Source organism: Lactococcus nasutitermitis (assembly GCF_018403765.1).
Classification (GTDB): domain Bacteria; phylum Bacillota; class Bacilli; order Lactobacillales; family Streptococcaceae; genus Lactococcus; species Lactococcus nasutitermitis.
The window spans coordinates 16,045-34,173 of sequence record NZ_BOVQ01000003.1; the positions used below are offsets into that span (position 1 = coordinate 16,045).

Sequence of the window (18,129 nt, forward strand, 5' to 3'; positions counted from 1 at the left end):
TTCCTTTCTATTTCCACCATTGGGTGTATTGAGCTGTAAAGAACTTTGCGTTCTTGTTATTAAATGGCATCGCTTTGATGAACGTTCCCTGAACGATAATCCGGTAACGGTCATCACTATAACAAGTAACTAATGTGAGTTCTTTTTTCCCTTTGACATCTTGAATAACATTTCCTTGACTTGGCAACATAATACGAACACTCGTTGTTTTATACTCATACACCTTTACTTTGTCTGTCAGATATACTTTCTGACCTGTCTTCGCATTTTGTAGAGGACTAAATAAAAGTCCATCAGCGGAATGTCCATAGACATTGGAAACATGATGACTAGCCAGCGCATAATTACCTTGTCCCATTACTTGGCTTGGTTTCATTGTGCCTGCGCCGTATAACATTGTCGCATCCCCATCACCGTTTAAGATGGGTAAAGTAATTTTTAACTCAGGATAAGCTATTGCCCCAATCACAGGATAATTATGATTTTCCATTTGAGCTTTTGCTACATCAAGGAAATTCACGGTCTTGACATTGCTGCTATCAAAATTTCCTTTCTTCTGGTTCGCTTTGAGTTGGTCTTTTGAAAGACTTTGTAACGCATACTTCTGTTGAAAGTGATTGACAAACCAATGCGTGAGTGGCACTTGAAAGGTCAAAACTAATCCAATCAATACCAATAGCGACACACTCAATCGCACCAGTATTTTCTTTGTCTTTGATTTCTTTTTTACTAAGGAGTAATTTTTCTTTCGTCTCTGTTTAGTTTTGTGTATTTCTTCTCTTTGTCTCAAAGTAATTTGTCTCCTTGAACAAGTTTATCTTTTGCCCGTGATAATTCTTTTGGCGAGTCCCATATTAACCAATTGACGTCCTCAAATGCTGTTTCATACTTTTCTCGCTCTTTATAAAACATATTATGGGCTGTATGTTTTGGTACCTCTAGTGTTATTGACATCATTTGAATTTTTAACTGAGTGATTTGCTTTCTCAGCTGATTAATCACAATATTTTCTTAATTGATTTTTTTATTATTATGTCACATTTTTTTCCCCTTCACACAGGTCATATAGTTCTTCCGGAGTGAGCGTTATAATTTTTGAGAAAAGAATGATTTCGTCCTCAATGAACCAATTGAGGGCTTTTTTTACCTCTACTATATTCGAATAAATTCCGTTGTTTAATGCTGCTCTTCTTAAACTATCATCCAAAGTATAGTTATCTTCATCAATTTTTGTTATCCATCCCCCAGATAAAAAATCTGGTGTAACATATGGATTGGCATAAACCATATACTTTTCATCGCTCATAATCTTAGTTTTTCCTCAATACCTTATTTCTATTCTTACTGATTTAATTATCTCAAAACAAAAAAAGAGCTCCCGAAGAAGTCCTTTATTGTTTATGGAATTATCTATAATTTAATTTCTATATTTTCTGATACATGATTAGCGCCCGAGACGCTTTTCCGCAATCTCATATACTTCATTATCCGAACGTTTCCCTACAACGACAATTTCAATAATCTCTATCCCCAAAGGAGACTGACGAAACACAACACGTAAGCCTAACTTTTTGTGTTTCAATTTACGACAATCTGACAACTTGCCGTGCAATTCTTGTCCTACCTGTAGTCCCAACGTCTCTATTTTTGTCAAAGATTTAAGAATTTGTTTTCTTTGACTACCATCAAGATGAATAAAATCCTTTTGAGAAAACTCAGTAAATTTGACTTCAAATGTCATTCCCACTCGTCCTCAATGTCATCCAATCCCTCACGCCAATTTTTTCCTGCCACTTCTTCAACAGAAAAGTAACGTTTGCCCTGAATTTCAAATGGTATTTTTTCTTGAAGCAATGTTTGCCGAACAAAAAGATTAATAGCAGAAGACATAGTGAGTCCCATAGTACCAAAAAGTTTTTCTGCCTGAGCCTTAACATCTTTATCTAAGCGAATGTTGACATTCGTCGTATTTGTAACCATCATGAATACCTCCTATCTTTAACTAACTTTAGTATAGCACAAAGTAATGACATTGTAAATATAAATATGCTAATTTTCTTGTATGAAAAAATACTCCCGAAGAAGTCCTTTTTTATTATTTACAGAAATATCTAAAATTAATATTAATATATTAACATCAACGGTTACAAAACTTTGCTTTCTTCTCCCTAAACATTATACAGCGAAAACCATAATCCCTACTCCAATTAAAGCAACTAAAAATATGGCAACTATTAGACAATGACCTTGAAAGCTTTCCAAAAATCTACTTGCTTCCCATAAACAGTAAAGATGTTCGCTTTCAAAACATAACTCTCAACAATTTTATTAATAACAAACCCGCAATAAAAAGCATATGTAATTGCTCTTAGTATTATTTTCTCTTTTATCAATTATGACTCTCATTTTTTTCTTTTATAATTTTTTTATAATTATCGATATCTGATTCTCTTTGTGAATATAATGAAATAAGAATATATAGAATAATTGCTATGACTAAAATACCGAATACTACAACTCCGATTGCTACTACTTTTGCTAATTCTTGATTTTCAGCGGAAACATCTTTTATATTCAAATTTGAACTAGATATATAAAAATTTGCAAAAGCTTTCCAAAGAACGATAAGCCCAGAAACTAAACTTGTTATTATCAAAACTCCAAAAACAGATAAAATCATCTTCAAAGTTGAAACTGCTCTTTGAGTACGAGATAATTCCTGTTCAAGTTCATTCAACGTCAATATCCGTAATTTATCTAATCGCTCATTATATCTAGCAGTTCTCGCCTCTATCCGAACTTCTCGACGAAATAAAGACAAAAAGTACAGCCACGTACTTTTAACAGTAGATACAATTTCTCGTAAAATTCTATTTAGCATAGCTACCTCTAATCCATTTTATCACATTTTTATTTAAAAGAAAGTATAACTTTGCAACAGTCAAAATTGACACTTTTCTTTCTTTGTTCTAATAAATTATCTCAAAACAAAAAAAGAACTCCCGAAGAAGTCCTTTATTGCTTATTTTGCTTTATCAGAGCCTTTCTTACGTTTCTTGTAAAGCGTTGTTCCACCAACTGCGGCAAGAATTGCTACACCGATACCAGTCAACCAAGCAAGAGCTTTCGTTCCTGTATCAGGTAGAATAATCGTCAAGTTAGGTTTCACAGGAGTCAAGGCAACAGGTGTTGTGACCAGTGTCAAGGTCTCCGCTTTATCATTCTTATCGTAGAATGTTGCTAAAGGTTTGGCTGTCTTGATATCCGCTCCCTTATCAAAGAGTGCTTCGCCCCAAACATAACGTGTTCCTGCAACATCTTTAGACGTGTCAATAGATTTAAGGACGGTATCCTTTTTCGCTTCTACGGTCGCATCATTGATGGTAAATGGCACCGTCGCGACAATCGTGTCTTTTCCGTCAGGAGTGATTTTATGGAGATAAGCCTCTTGGATGTCCCCTTTCGGCGTATTCGTTTCTACATCATCATACATCGTTGTTGATGTGGAAGGTGTAAAGCTTTGACTTGTTCCTGTCGTGTGTGCCGTTGTTTTAAGTGTCAACGGTGTATAGGTTAAGGTTTCTGCCTTATCATTCTTGTCATAGAAGGTTGCCAACGGTTTGTCCGTCTTGGTATCAGCCCCTTTGGCAAAGATGGCTTCGCCCCAGACATAACGTGTCCCAGCGACATCTTTCGTGGTATCAATGGATTTGAGAACCGTATCTTTCTCAGCTTCTACAGTCGCATCATTGATAGTGAATGGCACCGTTGCGACAATCGTATCTTTTCCATCAGGGGTAATCTTATGCAGATAAGCCACTTGGATATCGCCTTTCGGCGCATTTGTCTCTACGGTGTCATACATCTCTGTTGAGGCAGAGGGTGTAAAGGTTTGACTCGTTCCTGTCGTATGCGCAGTTGTCTTCACTGTAAGTGGTGTGATGCCATTCCAGTTATCGTTATCCCCTACTGGCACTTTGTCCAATGTTCCTACACCTTGAATCGTGACATTATCAGTATGCAGTTCTCCTGCTGGTAAAGCTGGCAAGAGTCCTGTTCCTGTAATATTCTCATTTGGTGCAAGGGTCAACAATGTGCCATCTTGAAGAGTCAAGTAACCATCCGCATTCGTTTTAAGCGTTTGTCCTTTGTAAGTCCAAGTAATGGCTCCTACACTGACAGAACCTGCCGTTGTTTTATCCACGACTTTGATATCTGTCAAAGGCTCCGTGCCATTATTCGTACCATTGAAGTAAATGGCTGTGGTTACCTTGTTCTTTACTTTGTCGGCAGTCGCCGCCGTGTCATGGTCGTTGGTACCATCATTATTGGCGGTGTCGGTGTTATTGCCCTTACCTGCTTTAGGAATTGCCCCATTTGCCTTTTCAATATCGATACTAGGCTTTGGTGTTTCCCCGTTCCAGTTATCATGGTCTTGCACATCGCCACCCGATTGGATACCAATACCAGAAACTGCGATTTGGTCTGTATGGAGTTGTCCAGCTGGGAGGGCTGGCAAGGTCGCTGTTCCTGTGATACTTTGTCCGACTGGCAAAGCTAAGACAGTGCCGTCTGAGTTGACAAAGTAACCATCTTTATTGAGACTCACCGTTTGACCATTATAAGTCCACGTAATTGCACCAATATCAACCGAACCACTCGTTGTCTTATCTTTAGCTGTGACTTTCGTTAAATCATCTGTGCCGTTATTGGTAATCCGGAAGTCAATCGTTGTCGTATCTCCAGCTTTGACAACATCCGCGCTCGCTACGGTATCGTGGTCATTTGGACCAGCATTATTATCTACATCCGTATCGTTGCCTTTACCTGCATCTGGGACAGTGTCATTTGTTTTTTCAACGTCAATACTTGGCACAGGGAGTTTATCAATGAGTTGTCCGAGGTTAAACTTCCCAAGACTATTGTTATCATCAATCAACTGACGTCCAGATTGACTTGTGCTATAAGCCACAGGAATGGTTTCATCACGTAAGACATTACCAGTCACAGTATCGGTAACTTTCAACTCATAACTGGTTGGCGCACCTGTGGTATCAGTATCAGGTAAGATATCCACTTCCATATCATCTACTGGCGCGTAACCTTTCGGTGTCGTTGTTTCTGCCAATTTGTATTTTCCGGCTTGTACATGGTCATATTCTACCCAGCCAGCCGATTGATTACCTTGAGGGTCAGTATAATCATGAGAGGTTTGAGTAGCCCCTAAGAAGAGTTGACTGACATCGGTTACTGGAGTTGCCAGTCCCGTATCAGGACTGATATAGGTATCTTGTCCATTGATGTTGGTGTCTTTGCCATTATCGAACTGCCCCAAACTGTTTTGCGTGCCTGCGAGAGGTGTAAGTGTAAACTCTGCGCCATTCAATCCTGTAGCGCCTTGGTCTGCCGCATCTTTTGTGAAACTAAAGTTGAAATCAACAACACGGTCAGAAATCGTCGCCTTGAGCTTTTGATTATCCTCATAGTTATTCGTCGCAGTATCTACTGTATTTGTCGCAGAGAAAGTCACGGCATCTGGTTTATCATTGATGGTATAACCATAAGGTGCTTTGGTTTCTACCCATTGATAATTAAGGTTGTTTGTCAAGTCAAGATTTTCCACTTGTCCTGCGACACCTTTATCATTCGTGACAAGGACAATGTTTCCATTGGCATCGGGAGCATACGTCGTGCCAGAAGTCAGAACAACATTGGCAGCTGCACCCGTTTGTGGGTCAACACCTTGACTTTGTTTAATCGGTGCGCCTGTTGCATCCTCCAAAGTGAACTCTGCCCCTTGAAGGGTAGCCGCACCTTGTGTTGTCGTATTGCCTGTATCGGCATCCAGTTTCGCAATCACCGTTTCACCCATTGGTTTATCCGTCGTTGTGCTTGTCGCAAGGAAGTTAGATTTATCACTGTTTAAAGTAGTTGCACTAAACGTTCCTGTGGCAGCTTGACTATTGGACGCGTGACCTGCGGCAGGTGCCACTTCTTTCCAAGTAATCTCTTTAGAGACGTGTGTCCCATCCAGATTCTTCACATCAATTTGACCTTGTGCATTGGCTGTGACGATAAGAGGATTACCATCTCCTGAAGCTCCCCCATCATTTCCAACTAATGTTCCAGTGACCACATCAACATCCGCTGCTTTTCCTGTCGCTGGGTCTAAACCATCATCAGTCGTAATTGCTGTACCATCTGAATTATAGGCTTCATAGGTGGCATCACCCAAAGCATTATTAAAGGCAGCATTCGTAGAGTTCTTATTGAGCTGTGATTCAAGCAATGGTTTATCCGAAATACTTGTACCCGCTGTTGGAATGTTGCCATCGCTATCGGCTGGCGTACTGGATTTCGCAGAGAATTCTTGTCCACTTCCTGAGCCAGAAATGGCTTCACCATCTGGGGCAGTGACTTCTACCCATTGGTAAGTGATTGTTTTGCCATTATCATCTACGGATGGGAGATTTTCTACACCGACTTTACCGTCTGAACCTGTTGTGAATGCGAGTGCCCCATCAGAAGCCGTACTCATCGTACCATTACTAGCACCGATACTTGCCTCTCCATCTCCACCGTCACTTGCCTTTACAAAGTCTCCTGTGTTCTCATTTTTTAGTTTGAACACCGCACCAGCCTGTGATACTCCCGTTGGATTAGAAGCACTATTTTCTGTCTTTGTAAGTGTATTTTTAACAAGCTGTTGTACATTCAGTTTAAATTGAACTGCCCCAAACAAGTCTGCTACAATATCAACGTGTTTCCCCTCGTTCGGGTCTCCCAAGCCAGATTGGTCGGTAAAAATAACATTATTTGCATTAAATTGTTTAATCGCATAATAAGCATTAGGAAGCAATGTCTTCCCATCCGCAATCGTTGTTTTTTCTCCATTGTAAGAGAAGCCTGTACCATTGATAGATAATCCTGTATTTGGTGCAACAACAGCACCAATAAAACCATTAGTATTTGTATCTGCTAATTGATAACCGTCAATATCAGATACTTTCATCGCCATCAAAGTATCACTTGGCAGAATCTCTCCTGTATCATGATTACGGAGAGTAACAGTATAACTGACATTATTCATATATCCTAAACCAAGTCCCACGCCACCTACACCAGAACTTCCATTATTTCCACCTTCATTAGAGATGTCACCAGAGGTTCCGCCTGTTTGTAATGGCGTCACACCAAGAGAAATGGTTGAACCAACATTATGAGCAGAGAATATCGCTCCCAAACTTGTAGCAGGCTCTAATAAGTTCACGCTATTAAGTGTGACTTGCATATCAAGGGTGATGGTTTGCTTAGTAGAAAGGTCTGTAGCTGTTCCAACGTTTTGGATGATAGCACTCCCTGTTCCATCAATAGGCAAATTGACACTCGAATCATCAGGAGAGAAGCCATCCGCATAGAGGGATTCATTCGTCCCATTAGGAGAAAAAAGTGAATAATCTCCATTCCCTGTATTTCCTGTCCAAGAACTCAGGGGGACAATATTACCTGATGATGCCGCTACAAGTTTGGTATTACTTCCCCATTCAAGGTCTGTTACAAGATACTGGGGTTGAGGCGAAAGCCCTTGTGTTAATGAGTCCACCGTTTTTTGAAAAGCTGGACTTGAGGTATCTGTCGTGCTTGACTTTATAACAGGAATTGTCCCATTGATATTTCCAAGTAGGCTATCCCCTGAGGCAAGAGTTGCCGCTTGAACTGTTATCGGTTGAGCAACTGCTTGATAGACCATTCCTCCACCAACTAATACAGCTAGAACACCACCAGAATAAAGCCAGTGCTTTCCCGCTTTCCAAGAGCGGAAACCTTTTTCTTTTTTAAACATTTAAGTTCTCCTTTAAGATTTTTTGTAATATCCCCATATGTCGGATATTACAGACATTTTGTTGTCCCTTAAATTTTCTCACAAAGAAAAAAAGGACCTAAAACAAGTCCTTCTTTTGATTTTTCTTAAAAGAGAAGCAGGCAAAAGTCTGCTAAATCATGAAATAAAAGCTATTTATTATTATTGATTATCCTCAACCAACCAATTTTGAAAAGCTAGTTCTTCATCGTCAATGAGCCCCATTTGAAAGACATGCTCTATGTCTCCATTATTGAAAAGATATAATTCTTCCGCATTTTGGTAGCCTTCTGGAAACAATACCCCAGCATAATTAAATTTCTTTTTACTTTTTGTCGAAAGTTGTTTACGTCCAACAATCATCAGTCTTTTCTCACCATCATTCAAAAGAACGACGCTGCCTAATGGTAAAAATCCTTTATTTTGTTCATCATTATTCATTTTTTTCACTCTCCTTATATTTACGTTGTTCCTTTTGGTAATCTTTTAATGCTTCTTCGTGAATTTTATCATAATTTATAATTGAATGACTAATTTTATTATTAACACTATGTTGTGATTTTCTAATTTTCTCCTCAGATTGTCTAAGCTTTTTTTTATTCTTTATTATTTTATTACCCTGCCAGACTATCATTATTCCAAAAACAATTACTCCGCCTATCCATAGATAGACAACTACCGTTGAAATCACTCCAAAAAGAAAAGAAGTATGATTCAAAGTAGTAGAGTTTGATTGCTGTGGAAAGAAAAGAATTATAAAAAGTAGCATCACAAAAAAGTAGCCAAAACTTAACCCTCCCAAAATATTTTCATATCTATCACTACTAAATTTCATTTATAGCCCTCCTAAAAGAGTTCCCATTATCTTTATTACCACATAGATAATGATTAACCCCATCATTCCCAAGAAAAAAAGATTAATTCCCAAAAATAATAGGCGTTTTATTCCTATACGTGGTTTCCCATTTTCTACATCTTCTGATACATATAAACGCACATAAAAATTAAATAATTTTTTTATTGGATTCATTATCATTTCCTTACTTTTTACTAACACCAAAATCTACACCACCGCCCATACCATAGGCAAATTTAAATCCCGCAGAAAATCCTTTATTTGTTGAAGTAATGTGCCCAGTGGCACCTAATGAAGCCACCGAAATAGAACTTCCTACTGTAAGCTGAGAATTGGTAAATGGGATATCAACCTTAAAAGAACTATCTGCCTCTGCTGCTGAAATCTCTGCATCTCCTCCAATATTAAACCCATTACTATTTTTATCAAGATAAGCATCTAATTTCCCATTACCAACTTTTACTTCAGGAGTTATAGCTGGAAGTGCTGGTAAATGAGGAATATGAATGCTTACAGGAGAATGAGTGTAGTCAAATAAAGAGAAAGCTCCACCAATTGTTGGTCCAGTATGAATAGTATCGCTAGGAGCCTCTTTACCAAAAGGTCTTCCCTTTTGAGGAATTTCAATTTTTCCGTTTATTATTGAGTTTTCCGTTGTTGTTTTTCCAAATTCCAAAGTACCCCAGCCACCTATTAATTTATACAATTCGGCTTCACCATTATTTTTAAGGTGTTCATTATAATTATCAGAGTTTTCATTAATTTCCCTTACAGATTTTGGTAACATCATATAATACTTATTGAGTATATTTCCTGTATTTAACCAATCTGAAAAGCTTTTTGAAGGGCTTCTAAAAAAATCTTCAACGCTTTGAGTATCTTCCGCAAAGCTAAGGATATCTTCGGCAGTGACTTTTGTCTTGGATGAAGATACTTTTTTAGGTTTGCTAGAAGCATTTAATTTTGAACTAAATTTCTCATTCTTCAACTTCTTCGCCCAGCTCATATCAGCGCCAGCAGGGAATGTAATTGTTCCGTTAGCACTTGCGTGGCTTTGGTTAATGATTGAGACACCTTGTAAAGCAAGTTTAAAGGCTTCCAAACTATCTGTAAATAAAGAAGCAGTACTACTTACAAATGTTTCAAGTGCAGCCAATTCTTGTTCGTACATTGTTTTTACTTGTTCAAGATTATCTAATTGCTCTTGCAAGCTTGGCAATTCAGCCATTCTGCTGAAATCTCCTTGAACTGCATCTTCTAAATTTTTGAAAAAGTTTTTATCGTCATCAATTTTTTGTTGAAGAAGACGAATCATTTCTTTGGTCGTATTGAGTTGCTTTTTGAGGAGTGCTTCATCTAGGTGACTTTCATATTGACGAACACGACTATCTGCGCTTCTGTATGCATTCAAGTCTTCTTCGATATCTGTAATAGCCTTACTTAACTTTTGAAGCATAGGATTGATATACGTTTCAAATAACTCTTTGCCTGCTGTATAAGCTGCCCCTGAAAGAGTTCCTGAATTGATAACCGCTATCAAGTACGCACTTCCTTTTGAGAGGCGCATGAAAATTTCTTTAGCACCGTTTAAATTAGCGGTTAATGCCTGCATTAATCTATCTGAATCGCCACTGTCGTAAACTACCATGGTAAAGCATTCCTTTCTTTGTGAAGCTCTTCTATCTTGTCTTCAATGTTTCTTCGTGTTATTCGACAAGAATCTTCAAACACTTCATTTTGTTGTTCTGTTACAAATTGCATCTGAGCATACGCTTCTTGGACAACCGCTTGTTGCCAACGGGATTGTTGTGAGGGGTATTGACTTCTTCGATAAAAATCTTCTTCTACTTCTTCAAAATGACGCCTAACATTTGAAGAAAAACGCTCATTACTGTTCTCAAAATGTTGCTTTAGATGTCTCAAATCGTCCATCTCTTGTTCTTTTTGACTAATTTTTCGAGAATATTCTGCGCGTTGGTCTGCACTCATATCTTTATTTGCTTTAAGCTTATTTAAACCATTAGAGAGTGAAGCCATCGTTTCTTGAATACGCGCTTGTTTAGCTTTCTGGAATGCTTCTCGCTTAACACGGGCTTGTTCCTGAGCTTGAGAAAGTCGCTCTGTTCTTAATTCAAATATTCTCGCCCATCTTGCTTCTTGGGCTTCCCAACAAGAAAGAACTGTTTCAAGGTCAAATTCTTCGCGTCCTGTTGCTTTTTTTATTAAATCCTCCTTATCACGTGCAAATCCTACACAACCTCGCACGACTTGACTCCAAATAGTTGTCTGTCCTAGTTCCTTTTCGGCTTGTTGTCTATCTTCCAAATAATCAGTAATTAAAGCTATTGGGAATTGATTGTAAGTTTTTTTAGCAATGATTTCAGCAGTATCTTCGTGTTCTATTAATTCCATCATCTGCATAAAACTTAATGGATAGGAATTTTGGATTTCTTGTTTCATTTTTTCTCCCTACTGAAACCGTTGAGAATCTGCTCTATCTCGTTCTTCAATCGCATTTGCAAGTTCTGGAAACTTGTTAGCTTGTTGTAAAACACACGACACAACTTTTGAGACATCATTCATGAGTTGATTCGTTAATTTTTCTCCTGCAAGCATACTTTTTACATTACTTGAACCAAAGCTAACCGACTGATTGGCAAAGCCCGAAGCATCAAGTCCCACTAATTCAGCAATAGCTTCTTGTGCATCTACGGTGTTTGAACTTATTTTACCTGTTGTCATAATTCCTCCAATATTGATAGAATTATTATACTATTTTTACGTATAGATTGCATGAATTAACTGTATTTTTATTCTTATTTTTTCGTTTTGATTAAAAAAATAAGAATAAAAAATGACAAAGTAAAAAATATTCGATTTATCGAATATTTTCATGTTTAATTTCTGATTACATTTTAGTTTATTTACCGTATAAACTTGATGCCCAACTTGGTGCTTGAGTCTGCTTGCTTGCTGCTTCAGCATCTGCGTTTGCCTGAGCTTGCTCTCCAGCAGTATTTCCTTGATAGTTAGCCCCACTTCCGTAACCGTAAGAATTTGGATTTCCTGCTGGTTGACTAGGTTGTGCAGGCGCTGCTTGACTTGTTCCGTTAGAACTAGGTGCTTGTGGTGTTGAATTTGTGCTTCCAGCTCCATTATTTGAATATGCTGGTGTACTATTACCTGCATTAGCAGCATTATTGGTTGTGCCAGAGCCTGTTGAATAGTTAGAGTTATTGCCAGAAGCCGATGCGGTATTCCCTGTATTATCAGTTACCGTATTGCTAGAAGCATCTGTGTTACTTGCCACATTTGCTTTTTGAGCTTGTATGGCGGCTTGAGCATCTGCTTTTTGTTTAGCCGCAGCTTTCGCTTTGGCTTGTGCGGTCGCCTTAGCTTTTGTTTCACTATCCGTAATTTCTTTAGTAAGTGCAACTTTTAACGCTTTATTATATTTACTTGTAAGCAAATTGACAGCTGTTTTGGCTGCTTTATCTTTTGCAGTATTAGCGTTATCCTTTTGGAAAGCTACGACCGCTGTTTTAGCATTTGCTTCTAAAGTCATTCTGATATTTAATGCAGCAATTTCTTTGTAAGCAGCGTTCTTAACTTTCTTGCTCTTAATAGCACTGATAGCTTTTTGAGCCAAATTGACATTAGCTTGAGTATCTTTCTTTTCAGCAGTCAGAAGTGCAACATTTGCTTTCTTTTCCGCCGCTGTTTCCACTTTTTGAATTTTTACTTGTTGCGCATGAACTGCATTGTTGTGACTGACTACACCAATCGTAGTCCCGCCACCTACTAATACCACAGCAATCGCTGCGCCGATAATCAGTTGTTTTTTACTTGGTTTTTTCATTTCAATAAATCTCCTTTATTTTATGCCTATGTTATAGCACAAAAAAATTTGTCACGGGAAACTTTTCCTTTTTTGTGGAAAATATCATCTGTATTTCTTAGATTAATTTTAGCTTAATTTAAGATTTTTTGCAAGAACTTTTTGAAAAATATGGAATAACTTACCACATATTGACATTACTCCAAATTAAAACCAGAATTCAGATAATTTTTTTATTATCTGTTTTGTTTTTTCATTCCAATCCAAAGGATGGATTCCAAAATCATCATAAATGACATGATAGGATATCTTCTAAATCATTTACAGTAATTTGTAAATATCCCGCTTCAACGACCACTAGATAATGTTTTGTTATCGTCATTTCCGCATTTATTCCGTTCTTTTTCTTCAAATTATAATATCCAAGATACGGAAGTACTTTATTACCTATTGTTATTTCTTGTCCCATTTTTTCTCCATTCAAAAATCTCTCTCAAGTATCTCATAGTTTATTTTTAGAGTAGAAACAAGTCCGCTTTTAACGATAAAAAAAGACCAGATTGCTCTGTTCTCATTTTTGCATAGTAATATCAAGACCTCCTGCTCAGTATATCAAATATCCCTTTTCTCCTGATTTTTCCCTTCTTGGAACTCCATGCAATAGCTGATAACTACTATTCCGATGATTAGCAGCCAGATATAAAGATGTCGTGCTTCTATAAATGAAGTCAGAACATTGATTGTAGCTTCTACTAGCAGACAGAAATCGTATAAAAAATTGATTATATATATCATAGCATTTAACCTTCCAATTTTAGTTATTCTCTATCTTTAAAACTTAATTCAAAGACCCCCTCATCATTTTTTACAATCGGAATTTCAAACATATCTTGTTGTAAATCTCCTAACAATAATCGACAAATCATTTTTGTTGGATTGTCGATATTATCTCTTACCCAAACAAGTTCTGTTCTGTCTCCAATTCTCCCAGGAATTCCTAAAATAAGTGCTGGTTTCATAGAGGCAGAATATTGAGGTGGTTCCGAAAAATAATAGTCTGTATCCGTAGAAATTAGGGGAATTGGAGTTGCAACCATCAAAATATCAAAGAGTAATTCTTCCATTGACATTTCTCTACGAATGGAATTCAAACCTTTCCGCCCCACCAATCCATTTCTTTCAGCACTTTCTATCACTAACCAAAACAAACGATTTGAAGCATGAACACGACTTTCATAACCATGATGCGCAAATGGAAGGCTTTGATTAAATAAATTTCTCAATTTTTCCATATCAAAATCTTTCGATAACTGCCATTCTGTAAAATCTTTCTTATACATTAAAATTTCCTTCTCTCATTCTTTGACTGGGCTTCCTATCATTTCTATTCCAGAAATCTGTTCTAGCATCTTTTTAGCTTCTCCTTTGGAAGAAGCGGTCACTGTCGTCTCTAATGTCAATCCATTCTCTTGCTTAGTCACCTTAGAAACAGAATGTTCTTCCAGTTCAAACCAGACAAGTTCTAACTCATATTCTTTGGCAAATTTTTCGAGTCTCTCGATATTTTCATCATTTTCTTCCCATTTCGCTGCATCATTGGCATTACCAACAAAAATCAGCTCTCCATTGGTAGCCACTCGTTTTAAATAAGCATTCTTGATGCCATCAGGCAATCCTTTAATCCGATTGACATTCATCTTTAAACCAATAGCTTTAATTGTTTTACTCATAATTTCTCGCTTTCTTTTACTCATTATATTATCTCACAGCAAAAAAATAAGAAGGACAAAAGTCCTTCCTTATCGTTTTCTTTTAAGAATTATACTCTACCACAGAATCTGGGAGTTTGTCCTTGTTCAAATCTTTTGGCTTCAATATACATATTCATTTGTAGTTTCTAATTCTTTCTGATACAATCAATCTATGAATAAAACTGGGAAAATTATCGTACAGCTTGGACGTTACCCTGAACGTCACGAACTTGAAACTGCTGAAATCTTTGTATCACAAGGTATTGATGTTATTTTTTTACCAGAAAGTCGCACAATTGGTGCAAAATCAGCTGACATTGAAATGAACGGCGTTGTCTGGGAAATGAAATCTCCTACAGGAAATGGAAAAAATACAATAAAAAGGCTTTTTGAAAAAGCGAGTAAGCAAGCACAAAATATTATCTTTGATTTTCGGCGCTGTCCTATTCAAAGAAGCAATATCCTTTCTGTTGTCAATACTGAGTGGGAGAAACGTCGGAATATCAAACGATTAATTATTATTCTAAAAGGAAACGAAAGGCTTGACTTTTCAAGATAATTTGTTAGAATATAAGTAAATGAGGTATGACCAGTGTCGGATGACATCAGGGTGCCTCTTTTTTTATGCTTGTCAGAAAAAAGTACATCATCGTGATGTACTTTTTGTGTTAGTCGCTTCCTAACAGGGCACGCAGATTGTTTTTAATTTGCTCTGTCGCATCTTTTTCGGCTTTCAAGCGTTCCACTTCATTTTGCATTTCTTTGAGTTCTTTTCCTGCTTTATTTTCAAGAAGTTTACTGGAATTAGATAATTTACTGGATAGACTTCGCATAACTGTAACCATTTCAACAACGCTCGCTTCTGGAGAATCTAACGTCGCTAGTTTCTCAGCTTTTTGAGTCCGTTTCTCCATCGCTTTAAGGTCATATTTAAGCTTTGTATTCTCCGTCTCAACTTCTTTTAGATTTTTCGTGAAGACACTATTTTCACTCAGTTGTTGTTTGAGTTGTTCATTTTCTTCTTTCAGAGAAATATTTTCTGCATTATCATTTTGAACATTGATTTTTTCTTTTAACCGCTCATTCTCATTTCTCAATGCTTCATTTTCTTCATCCGCTTTTTTAATATAGGCATCTGCTTCATCCGCATAGTCACGAAGTTCAGAGAGTTCTGCACGTTCTTCTGCTGTTAGAGATGAAGGGGCGCTAGAAGCCAGTTCAGGTACTGTTCCCTCTTCCGTTGCAGGAGGAGAAAAAGTGTTCGTAGGTAGTGAAAGTTCTGGCTCAGGCGCTGGTATGATTGGGGACGAAGTATCAATATGTGAAGCAACCTCTGGCTCATCAACGACCATTGGTTCAGGTGCTGTGCAAAGTGGAAAATTAGACTTTAGAAAATCTTTGAGTGTAGCCTCTGTTGGAAGCACCTCATAGGGCAAGCGACCGATAGTTGACTCAAAAGTGGTATCATTCATTAAATCCGCATTATAAATCAAATCGAAATCTTCCGAATGAATCGATTGATTGATTGAAAAATTCTTTTTTCTTGCTCGCACTCGTATCTGAGACTAAAAAGATACTACGCTCAACGATGGTAGAAAATTGATTCAGAAGTTCTTTGTAAGCTTCTAACAGTTCAGAGTCTTCTGCTGTTAAGTCTACAAAAACTTGAACCGTTTGCTTGCGTTTAATTTTTGAAAGAGCCGTATTTAGCTCGCCAACAGAAGTGACTGCTACGAAATTCTTCTTTATTTCTTCATCAAGAGTGGCATAAAGCCCTTGAAATTTTGGTGTAGCAGATAACAAATAGAAATCTGGAAGTTTTTTAAATAATGGCATAAAGGTCTCCTTTTTTATTCAAAGATATATTTTTCGTGTTTATCTTGTGGTTCTTTTGTTTTTTGTTGTTTCAGTCGTTGCACTTTTACTTTTTTCTTGTTTTCTTCAACTTTGGGATACTCTCGCTGAACAAAGTCAGGAAAATATTCTCCATTTAATAATGGACCTAACCGTTGGAGGGCTTCATTGTAAGTAAAAAAGTAAAGCGTTAGATTTTTTTGTTTCTCTAGTTCACCTAGAAAGGGTAAGCCATTCAAGGCTTTGATGTGTCCTGCTTTTTCGGTGAGACTCTGCATTCGCTTATAGGGAGGAGACGTTCGTTTGTTATTATAGCCTTTCAGCTGAATAGTCTCATCTGTAAAGATGCAAACAAGATTTATTTTTTTATCTGGACTTTTCTTACTTTCATAAAGATACCGATCTTTAGTAATTGTCACTAATTCTCTTTTAGAACTTATTGATGAGTGTTTTAAATTTATATCTTTTAATTTTTTCCTTCAAAATAAATACTACTTTCGACAAACTCTATTTTAAGAGTGTCAGAAAAATGTTTAAAAGTTTGGAAAGGTCCAAAAGTATCAAGAAAAATCGACATCATCCTTTTTTGATTATTTAAGTGAGTTTCTTTAAAAACATCAGAAGCATCTCCTTTAAATATTTTTATTTTAATCAAAATGAAAAAATAAAGAATAAAAGCACAGTTTATTTATGCAATCTATCTGTAAAAATAGTATAATAAACTCATTAGTAATTGGAGGAATTATGATGATAAATTTAGAAGAGATAAAAGAACAATACGAAAATGCCAAATCATTGGATTATGACCCTGATTTATTTATGGGAAAAGCTCAAAGTTTGCTAGAAAATTTACTTAAACTCAATTATCAACTGTTGGTTGGAAAACCATGGATTCAAGAATACGGAGATATGAGTAACCTTGTAGAAACATTATGGTCTAATGATAATGAATCAATACAATCTATAAACCAGGCACGAAAAATAAGAAATAAATATGCACATGAAGGGGCTGTAACTGATGATGAAGCTATAAATTATAGTCGCACAATAGATGCTTATATTGCTTTCATTGAAGCAGGAAATCTTCAAAATTACGAAAAGAGCGGTACAAACCTTAGAGAAGAAAATACAATAAAAAGACGTGGTTTTATCATTACTTTTGTTGGTGCTATTATTATTCTGTGGTTAGCTGCTTACTTCGGACAACACATCTCAAATTCTATTCCTATATTGGGTCCCATAGTTGGTGTTGGTTTCACGTTAATTATTGGCTTATTTACTTTTTTATATGTAGCTAGAAGATATGCATTCTTTGTTCTTATAGCTATTCTTCTTTTCATTTTTACTGGTGGAATAGCGTTAGTTCTCCTTTTTGCTGTTGCATTAATTGCTCTTTTTTATATTTCTCGTTATTTTATCAATAAATGGTTAGGGTGGTACGTTTACAGCTACATGGTTAATACTTGGTGGTTTATTCTGAGTCAATTTCCATTTTCTCTGTTTGCAAATTCTTATATAAACTCTCAAGAAAGAAAAGCACAAGCAGAAAGAGAAGACTTTCAAAAACAACAACAAGACTATGCTGAAAAAAGTCAAAAAGTTTATGAAGAATGGGAAAAGCAACATAGTCATAATGAGAATACTGATAGTTCTCATTCAGAAAGTTCCTATACTCCTTATACGGTTTTAGGCGTTACTCCCGATACTCCAATGAATGAAATAAAAAAAGCGTATCGTTCTCTAGCTAAGGCATATCATCCTGATTTAAATAAAGAACCTAATGCAGTAGAAAAATTTAAAGAAATACAGGAAGCTTGGGAAGCTATCAATAATTTTAAAAAATGAAGGTAGCTTGAGTAAGATATAGAAATAAAATCTATATAATAAGAAATAAGTCACATTAATGTGGCTTATTTTTTTATCTTTAATTACTCCCCTTGGCACAAACCAAAAACTTTAATTTTATCAA

General features: G+C 36.7%; 22 protein-coding genes. 2 read left to right on the top strand and 20 right to left on the bottom strand.

Annotation, left to right across the window (positions count from 1 at the left end; genetic code table 11):
- Window positions 1-7: 7 nt before the first annotated feature.
- The 16 genes from KJS36_RS02735 to KJS36_RS02810 form a co-directional block, all read right to left on the bottom strand.
- Complete coding sequence (locus KJS36_RS02735; RefSeq protein WP_213534093.1) at window positions 8-670, bottom strand: class A sortase; 663 nt, start codon at window positions 668-670, stop codon at window positions 8-10.
- 360 nt (window positions 671-1,030) lie between these two features.
- Complete coding sequence (locus KJS36_RS02740; RefSeq protein WP_213534095.1) at window positions 1,031-1,306, bottom strand: hypothetical protein; 276 nt, start codon at window positions 1,304-1,306, stop codon at window positions 1,031-1,033.
- A 138-nt stretch (window positions 1,307-1,444) separates the two neighbouring features.
- Window positions 1,445-1,741: a type II toxin-antitoxin system RelE family toxin gene (locus KJS36_RS02745; protein WP_213534097.1), complete on the bottom strand. Its 297-nt coding sequence runs from the start codon at window positions 1,739-1,741 to the stop codon at window positions 1,445-1,447.
- Window positions 1,738-1,983, bottom strand: coding sequence for a type II toxin-antitoxin system RelB/DinJ family antitoxin (locus KJS36_RS02750; RefSeq protein WP_213534099.1), 246 nt, complete (start codon window positions 1,981-1,983; stop codon window positions 1,738-1,740). Before KJS36_RS02750 ends, KJS36_RS02745 begins: the two co-directional genes overlap by 4 nt.
- Before the next feature lie 406 nt (window positions 1,984-2,389).
- On the bottom strand, window positions 2,390-2,737 hold the full coding sequence (locus KJS36_RS02755; RefSeq protein ID WP_213534101.1) for a hypothetical protein: 348 nt from the start codon (window positions 2,735-2,737) through the stop codon (window positions 2,390-2,392).
- 285 nt (window positions 2,738-3,022) lie between these two features.
- The gene (locus KJS36_RS02760; RefSeq protein WP_213534103.1) at window positions 3,023-7,843 is read right to left on the bottom strand and encodes a beta strand repeat-containing protein; all 4,821 of its coding nucleotides are present in this window, start codon (window positions 7,841-7,843) and stop codon (window positions 3,023-3,025) included.
- Window positions 7,844-8,023: 180 nt separating this feature from the next.
- Window positions 8,024-8,302, bottom strand: coding sequence for a DUF4176 domain-containing protein (locus KJS36_RS02765; protein ID WP_213534105.1), 279 nt, complete (start codon window positions 8,300-8,302; stop codon window positions 8,024-8,026).
- Entirely contained in the window at window positions 8,295-8,696 is a 402-nt protein-coding gene (locus KJS36_RS02770) for a hypothetical protein (protein WP_213534108.1), read from the bottom strand. Before KJS36_RS02770 ends, KJS36_RS02765 begins: the two co-directional genes overlap by 8 nt.
- Window positions 8,697-8,891 (bottom strand): hypothetical protein, encoded by a 195-nt coding sequence (locus KJS36_RS02775; protein ID WP_213534110.1) that lies wholly within the window; start codon window positions 8,889-8,891, stop codon window positions 8,697-8,699.
- A gap of 10 nt (window positions 8,892-8,901) precedes the next feature.
- Entirely contained in the window at window positions 8,902-10,365 is a 1,464-nt protein-coding gene (locus tag KJS36_RS02780) for a hypothetical protein (protein ID WP_213534112.1), read from the bottom strand.
- Window positions 10,359-11,177, bottom strand: a complete 819-nt coding sequence (locus KJS36_RS02785; RefSeq protein ID WP_213534114.1) for a hypothetical protein — start codon at window positions 11,175-11,177, stop codon at window positions 10,359-10,361. Before KJS36_RS02785 ends, KJS36_RS02780 begins: the two co-directional genes overlap by 7 nt.
- 9 nt (window positions 11,178-11,186) lie before the next feature.
- Complete coding sequence (locus tag KJS36_RS02790) at window positions 11,187-11,459, bottom strand: TIGR04197 family type VII secretion effector (protein WP_213534116.1); 273 nt, start codon at window positions 11,457-11,459, stop codon at window positions 11,187-11,189.
- A gap of 178 nt (window positions 11,460-11,637) precedes the next feature.
- Window positions 11,638-12,576 carry a hypothetical protein gene (locus KJS36_RS02795; RefSeq protein ID WP_213534118.1) on the bottom strand — a complete coding sequence of 313 codons (939 nt, stop codon included), beginning with the start codon at window positions 12,574-12,576 and terminating at the stop codon, window positions 11,638-11,640.
- 265 nt (window positions 12,577-12,841) lie between these two features.
- The gene (locus KJS36_RS02800) at window positions 12,842-13,024 is read right to left on the bottom strand and encodes a hypothetical protein (protein WP_213534120.1); all 183 of its coding nucleotides are present in this window, start codon (window positions 13,022-13,024) and stop codon (window positions 12,842-12,844) included.
- A 349-nt stretch (window positions 13,025-13,373) separates the two neighbouring features.
- Window positions 13,374-13,895, bottom strand: coding sequence for a hypothetical protein (locus KJS36_RS02805; protein WP_213534122.1), 522 nt, complete (start codon window positions 13,893-13,895; stop codon window positions 13,374-13,376).
- Between the two features lie 15 nt (window positions 13,896-13,910).
- A complete protein-coding gene (locus KJS36_RS02810; RefSeq protein ID WP_213534124.1) occupies window positions 13,911-14,309 on the bottom strand; it encodes a hypothetical protein in 399 nt (132 codons plus the stop codon).
- Window positions 14,310-14,478: 169 nt separating this feature from the next.
- Between KJS36_RS02810 and KJS36_RS02815 the strand changes: the two genes are divergently transcribed.
- On the top strand, window positions 14,479-14,865 hold the full coding sequence (locus tag KJS36_RS02815) for a CdiA C-terminal domain-containing protein (protein WP_213534126.1): 387 nt from the start codon (window positions 14,479-14,481) through the stop codon (window positions 14,863-14,865).
- Window positions 14,866-14,974: 109 nt separating this feature from the next.
- Here KJS36_RS02815 and KJS36_RS02820 read toward each other — a convergent pair whose 3' ends face one another.
- The 4 genes from KJS36_RS02820 to KJS36_RS02835 are packed head-to-tail and all read right to left on the bottom strand — an operon-like array spanning window position 14,975 to window position 16,815.
- Window positions 14,975-15,778, bottom strand: coding sequence for a hypothetical protein (locus tag KJS36_RS02820; RefSeq protein ID WP_213534128.1), 804 nt, complete (start codon window positions 15,776-15,778; stop codon window positions 14,975-14,977).
- Between the two features lie 10 nt (window positions 15,779-15,788).
- Entirely contained in the window at window positions 15,789-16,142 is a 354-nt protein-coding gene (locus KJS36_RS02825; protein WP_213534130.1) for a hypothetical protein, read from the bottom strand.
- A gap of 14 nt (window positions 16,143-16,156) precedes the next feature.
- The gene (locus tag KJS36_RS02830) at window positions 16,157-16,579 is read right to left on the bottom strand and encodes a hypothetical protein (RefSeq protein ID WP_213534132.1); all 423 of its coding nucleotides are present in this window, start codon (window positions 16,577-16,579) and stop codon (window positions 16,157-16,159) included.
- 47 nt (window positions 16,580-16,626) lie between these two features.
- A complete protein-coding gene (locus KJS36_RS02835) occupies window positions 16,627-16,815 on the bottom strand; it encodes a hypothetical protein (RefSeq protein ID WP_213534134.1) in 189 nt (62 codons plus the stop codon).
- A 92-nt stretch (window positions 16,816-16,907) separates the two neighbouring features.
- On the opposite strand from KJS36_RS02835, the gene KJS36_RS10780 reads away from it, so the two are divergent.
- Window positions 16,908-18,005: a tetraspanin family protein gene (locus tag KJS36_RS10780; protein ID WP_244842599.1), complete on the top strand. Its 1,098-nt coding sequence runs from the start codon at window positions 16,908-16,910 to the stop codon at window positions 18,003-18,005.
- The last annotated feature ends 124 nt before the right edge of the window (window positions 18,006-18,129 follow it).

Excerpts from the sequence above, each read along its gene's own strand:
- KJS36_RS02740 (WP_213534095.1), bottom strand. The coding sequence starts at position 1,306 with ATGAGCGATGAAAAGTATATGGTTTATGCCAATCCATATGTTACACCA.
- KJS36_RS02745 (WP_213534097.1), bottom strand. The coding sequence starts at position 1,741 with ATGACATTTGAAGTCAAATTTACTGAGTTTTCTCAAAAGGATTTTATT.
- KJS36_RS02750 (WP_213534099.1), bottom strand. The coding sequence starts at position 1,983 with ATGATGGTTACAAATACGACGAATGTCAACATTCGCTTAGATAAAGAT.
- KJS36_RS02760 (WP_213534103.1), bottom strand. The coding sequence starts at position 7,843 with ATGTTTAAAAAAGAAAAAGGTTTCCGCTCTTGGAAAGCGGGAAAGCAC.
- KJS36_RS02765 (WP_213534105.1), bottom strand. The coding sequence starts at position 8,302 with ATGAATAATGATGAACAAAATAAAGGATTTTTACCATTAGGCAGCGTC.
- KJS36_RS02770 (WP_213534108.1), bottom strand. The coding sequence starts at position 8,696 with ATGAAATTTAGTAGTGATAGATATGAAAATATTTTGGGAGGGTTAAGT.
- KJS36_RS02775 (WP_213534110.1), bottom strand. The coding sequence starts at position 8,891 with ATGAATCCAATAAAAAAATTATTTAATTTTTATGTGCGTTTATATGTA.
- KJS36_RS02780 (WP_213534112.1), bottom strand. The coding sequence starts at position 10,365 with ATGGTAGTTTACGACAGTGGCGATTCAGATAGATTAATGCAGGCATTA.
- KJS36_RS02785 (WP_213534114.1), bottom strand. The coding sequence starts at position 11,177 with ATGAAACAAGAAATCCAAAATTCCTATCCATTAAGTTTTATGCAGATG.
- KJS36_RS02790 (WP_213534116.1), bottom strand. The coding sequence starts at position 11,459 with ATGACAACAGGTAAAATAAGTTCAAACACCGTAGATGCACAAGAAGCT.
- KJS36_RS02795 (WP_213534118.1), bottom strand. The coding sequence starts at position 12,576 with ATGAAAAAACCAAGTAAAAAACAACTGATTATCGGCGCAGCGATTGCT.
- KJS36_RS02800 (WP_213534120.1), bottom strand. The coding sequence starts at position 13,024 with ATGGGACAAGAAATAACAATAGGTAATAAAGTACTTCCGTATCTTGGA.
- KJS36_RS02805 (WP_213534122.1), bottom strand. The coding sequence starts at position 13,895 with ATGTATAAGAAAGATTTTACAGAATGGCAGTTATCGAAAGATTTTGAT.
- KJS36_RS02810 (WP_213534124.1), bottom strand. The coding sequence starts at position 14,309 with ATGAGTAAAAGAAAGCGAGAAATTATGAGTAAAACAATTAAAGCTATT.
- KJS36_RS02815 (WP_213534126.1), top strand. The coding sequence starts at position 14,479 with ATGAATAAAACTGGGAAAATTATCGTACAGCTTGGACGTTACCCTGAA.
- KJS36_RS02820 (WP_213534128.1), bottom strand. The coding sequence starts at position 15,778 with ATGAATGATACCACTTTTGAGTCAACTATCGGTCGCTTGCCCTATGAG.
- KJS36_RS02825 (WP_213534130.1), bottom strand. The coding sequence starts at position 16,142 with ATGCCATTATTTAAAAAACTTCCAGATTTCTATTTGTTATCTGCTACA.
- KJS36_RS10780 (WP_244842599.1), top strand. The coding sequence starts at position 16,908 with ATGATAAATTTAGAAGAGATAAAAGAACAATACGAAAATGCCAAATCA.